The 4,346-nt window shown below is 64.4% G+C and carries 3 protein-coding genes; 1 reads left to right on the top strand and 2 read right to left on the bottom strand.

Annotated elements, in window-relative coordinates:
* Position 1: 1 nt before the first annotated feature.
* Both Q0L94_RS08760 and Q0L94_RS08755 read right to left on the bottom strand, forming a co-directional pair.
* Positions 2–1,330 carry a lysine 2,3-aminomutase gene (locus tag Q0L94_RS08760; RefSeq protein ID WP_296752553.1) on the bottom strand — a complete coding sequence of 443 codons (1,329 nt, stop codon included), beginning with the start codon at positions 1,328–1,330 and terminating at the stop codon, positions 2–4.
* A 697-nt stretch (positions 1,331–2,027) separates the two neighbouring features.
* On the bottom strand, positions 2,028–2,951 hold the full coding sequence (locus tag Q0L94_RS08755; RefSeq protein ID WP_296752552.1) for a histone deacetylase family protein: 924 nt from the start codon (positions 2,949–2,951) through the stop codon (positions 2,028–2,030).
* Between the two features lie 127 nt (positions 2,952–3,078).
* Here Q0L94_RS08755 and Q0L94_RS08750 point away from each other — a divergent pair.
* A partial coding sequence (locus Q0L94_RS08750) for a CoA-binding protein (RefSeq protein WP_296752550.1) occupies positions 3,079–4,346 on the top strand: 1,268 nt, incomplete at its 3' end.

The raw sequence follows: 4,346 nt of genomic DNA, 5'->3' as shown, positions 1-4,346 counted from the left end.
GTCAGGTGGCGAGCTTTTGGGCGCGGATGGACTGGTATTCGTCTTGCCAGAACCATTTCTCTTCGCCGAAGGCGGGGACGAGTTGGTCGAGCCAGGTGGCTTTGTCGTCGTACTTGGCGAAGAAGGGGCGCTGGACCCAGTCGGGGTTGCGGCCCTGGATGAAACGCAGTTGCAGAACCTTCTCGCCCATGATCTCGCTCACACCCAGCACCTGCACCTTGCCGGGGTTGGCGGACATGCTGGGGCCGCGTACGGTACGGCAAAGCCCCCCTACCTGGCGGTAGGCTTCGCGGAAAATGTCCCAGGCACGTACCAGGGGCACGTTGAAGTAGTGCTGGGCACCGGTGTCGCGGGCGAGGAACATGTAGTAAGGCACACAGCCCAGATCTACCTGCTCGTTCCACATCCGGGCCCACAAGGCCGGGTCGTCGTTGATGTGCTGCAGCAGGGGGGATTGGGTGCGGATGACCGCACCGGTTTGCCTGATTTGTGCAATTGCCTGGCGTACCGGCTCGGGTGCCAGTTCCCTCGGATGGTTGAAGTGGGCCATCAAGGCAAGGTGCTTGCCGTTCGCCTCGACCTTGCGGAAGAGCGCCAGCAAATCGTCCGTGTCGTCGTCGCTCAGGAAGCGGTAAGGCCAGTAGCTGAGCGCCTTGGTGCCGATGCGGATGTGGCGCAGGTTGGGCAGATCGGCTTCGAGCAAGGGCTCGATGTATTGGGCCAGGTTGCGCGCCGACATGATCAGCGGATCGCCGCCGGTGAACAGCACATCGGTGACCTGCGGATTGGCCTGGAGATAATGGATCAGGCGATCCACTTCACGGCTGGCAAACTTGAGATCGGAGAGCCCGACGAACTGCGGCCAGCGAAAACAGAAGCTGCAATAGGCGTGACAGGTCTGGCCCTGGCTGGGAAAGAACAAGACGGTTTCCCGGTACTTGTGCTGCATGCCGTCGAGATTGTCGCCGTCGAGGCTGGGTATGTTGTGGCTGATCTGCCCGGCCGGATGCGGATTGAGCTGCAGGCGGATACGGTTTGCGGCGGCCTTGAGTTCGGCGCGGCCGGCGCCGCCTTTCAGCAAGGCGGCCATTTCCTCGTAGTGATGCGGCAACAGCATGCCGCGCTGGGGGAAGGTGAGCAGGAACAGGGGATCGGCAGGCACCCGGTCCCAATCGATGAGATGGTCGACAACAAAGTTGTTGGCCTTGAAGGGGAGGATCTGCCCTACCACTTCGATGTCGAATTTTATTTCTTCGGGCAGCCGTTCCATCTGCGGGATGTCGCGGAAGTTATTCAGGGAATAGGCCTTGTACTTATAAGATTCCTGCATGTAGCAATTCCATTTCATTTTTGGTTGGCCGGATACCAGGCAACGGGACGGCACGCTGCCCAGGCCTGGTTTGTTCCGGATGGAGGATGAGCGGAGGAAACGGGGCCGCGATGCCAGGGCCGCCGGATTCCTTTTCGAGGTGCCGTGGAAAAACGGGGCTTAGGTCCGCGGCTGTGTTTTTGTGGCTGGCTGAGCAGACCGATGGGCCGTGTCGTATCGATGCGGATGAAATCCAGGGCCTGTCGGGGATGCGCTCGAAACAATGCCCGGCCGGCTTGTGGAAGGGCATGTCCTGTGCGAGAGGGAAGCGTGTAAACGGCGTGTTTTACCTATCCAGAAAACAACTTCACATAAAATATTATTGAATAATAACATTTGATGGATACAGGCGTCCCCCCCCCCCACGCTGTGTTGACGTGATCCGGACTCATCTCATCAGCCCTGGCCGGGCCTTTTTCATGACTGCAGCGCGGGTGTTCGAAATCCCGTCCGGTCATCGGCGCGGCAAGCCAGCATTCACGTGTGCTGGAAGTGGCGTTGGGGGGGCTGTCAGGGGCTGGCAACCTTGGTCGATTCGTCAAAGAATGCCGGGGGCTACCGGATAGCGGGGAGGGATGTGCTGACCCGCTTGCTGGCTGGCCCTGCTTGTCCTTCCCTGTGCCCGTTCAGAACATGGCCGGCCCAGCCGTGGGGCGGTTCATAAATCCGCCAGGGTCTTGATGTGCACCGCCGCGCTGCGTCCCAGGGCGCTGAGGTCGTAGCCGCCTTCCAGTACCGAGACGATGCGTCCCTTGGCGTGGCGCGCCGCCACGCCCATCGTCTGCTCGGTGATCCAGACATAATCCGCTTCGACCAGCCCGAACTGCGCCATGTCATCCTCGCGGTGAGCGTCGAAACCGGCAGAGAAAAACAGCATCTGCGGCCGGAAGGCTTCCAGGCGCGGCATGATCTGCGCGCTGAAGGCTGCGCGGTAAGCGGCGCCGGCGGTGCCGGCGGGCAGCGGCACGTTGACGATGTGCCCGCTTGCGGTGTCGGCGCCGCAGTGGGGGTAGAAGGGGTGCTGGAAGGTGGAGCACAGCATCGCACGCGGATCGTTCCTGAAGATATCCTCGGTGCCATTGCCATGGTGGACGTCGAAATCGACGATGGCGACCCGTTCCAGGCCGTGCGCTTCCAGGGCATGCGCGGCCGCCACGGCGACGTTGTTGAAAATGCAAAACCCCATGGCCTGGCTGCGGGTGGCATGGTGTCCGGGCGGACGGCAGGCGACGAAGGCGCTGGCCACTTCGCCGCGCATCACCAGGTCGACCGCCATCACCGCGCCGCCGGCCGCATGGTAGGCGGCGTCCAGGCTGTGCGGGTTCATGCCGGTGTCGGGGTCCAGCGCGTGGAAACCTTGGTAGGGCGAGGCGGCCTCGATGGAATCGATATAGGCGGCGTCGTGCACCCTGAGCAGCTGGCTGCGGTGCACCAGTGGGGCTTCGCGGTGGATTAGATAATCGAACAGGTGGGCGGCATGCAGCCGGTCATCGATGGCGCGCAGACGCAGCGGGCTTTCCGGGTGCCCGCTGCCCATGTCGTGCTTGAGGCATTCGGGGTGGGTGATGTAGGCGGTGTGCATGACGCGGCCCAGGAGCAGAATGGTTCAACTATACGCTCGGCGGGATGGCGCTGTAACAGGGGATGGCCTAGGATAGGGCGTCCCCGATCCGATTGACTCGCTGCCGCACGCAGTCCTCAACGAAGCCATGTCCAAACACTATCTGCATCCCCTGTTCAACGCCCGCTCGGTTGCGGTCTTCGGCGCCAGCGAACGCGAGGATTCGGTCGCCGGAACTCTGTTCCGCAACCTGCGCAAATCCGGCTACAGCGGCGCGGTCTATCCGGTCAATCCGAAGCACCAGACGGTGTTCGGCGAACGTTGCTACGCCAGCGCCGGCGAGTTGCCGGCGGTGCCCGAGCTGGCGCTGATCGCCACCCCCGCGCCGACCATCGCGCCGATCATGGCGCAATGCGGGCAGCGCGGCATCCGCCATGCCGTCGTGCTGTCGGCCGGTTTCCGCGAAGTGGGCGCAAAGGGCGCCGCACTGGAAGCCGCCGTGGCCAGCGCAGCGAAGCAATACGGCATCCGCTTCATCGGCCCCAACTGCCTGGGCATCCAGCGGCCGGCCATCGGGCTCAACGCCACCTTCAGCCAGGGCGCCACCCTGACCGGCGATCTCGCGCTGGTGTCGCAGTCCGGCGCAATCTGCACCGCGATGATGGACTGGGCGGAAACCAACGGCATCGGTTTTTCCAGCGTGATCTCCACCGGCGCGTCGGCCGACCTGGATTTCGGCGAAATCCTCGACTACCTCGCCACCGACACGCAGACCCGCGGCATCCTGCTCTACATCGAAGGCATCCGCGACGCGCGCCGTTTCATGAGCGCATTGCGGGCGACGGCCCGCTTCAAGCCCGTCGTCATGGTCAAGGTGGGGCGCCACGCCACAGGGGCAAAGGCGGCGCAGTCGCATACCGGCGCGCTGGTGGGTTCGGACGCGGTGTTCGACGCCCTGGTGCGGCGCGCCGGGGTGGTGCGGGTCAACACCATCCTGCAGCTGTTCGCTTCGGCGCGCGCGCTGTCCAGCCATATCCGGCCCAGCGGCAACCGTCTTGCCATCGTCACCAACGGCGGCGGCCCCGGCGTCATGGCGACCGATCTCGCGGTGGATCTGGGGGTGCGCATGGCGGAACTGGCGCCGGCGACGCTCGATGCGCTCGACGCCGTGCTGCCGGCCAACTGGTCGCACGGCAATCCGCTCGACATCATTGGCGACGCCGCCGCCGGGCGTTACCGCGCGGCGGTGGACGCCTGCCTCGCCGACGACAACGTCGACGGCGTGCTGGTGATGCTGACGCCGCAGGCGATGACCCGGCCGACCGAGGTGGCCGAGGCGGTGGTGGAGGTGGCGAAGACCTCGCACAAGCCGGTGCTGACCTGCTGGATGGGCGAGGCGCAGGTGCACGCGGGGCG

The sequence above is a fragment of the Thiobacillus sp. genome (assembly GCF_024708915.1).
Note: the sequence above shows the minus strand (reverse complement) of the source record. Positions and strands in the feature narration are given on the sequence as shown.

Excerpts from the sequence above, each read along its gene's own strand:
- Q0L94_RS08755 (WP_296752552.1), bottom strand. The coding sequence starts at position 2,951 with ATGCACACCGCCTACATCACCCACCCCGAATGCCTCAAGCACGACATG.
- Q0L94_RS08760 (WP_296752553.1), bottom strand. The coding sequence starts at position 1,330 with ATGCAGGAATCTTATAAGTACAAGGCCTATTCCCTGAATAACTTCCGC.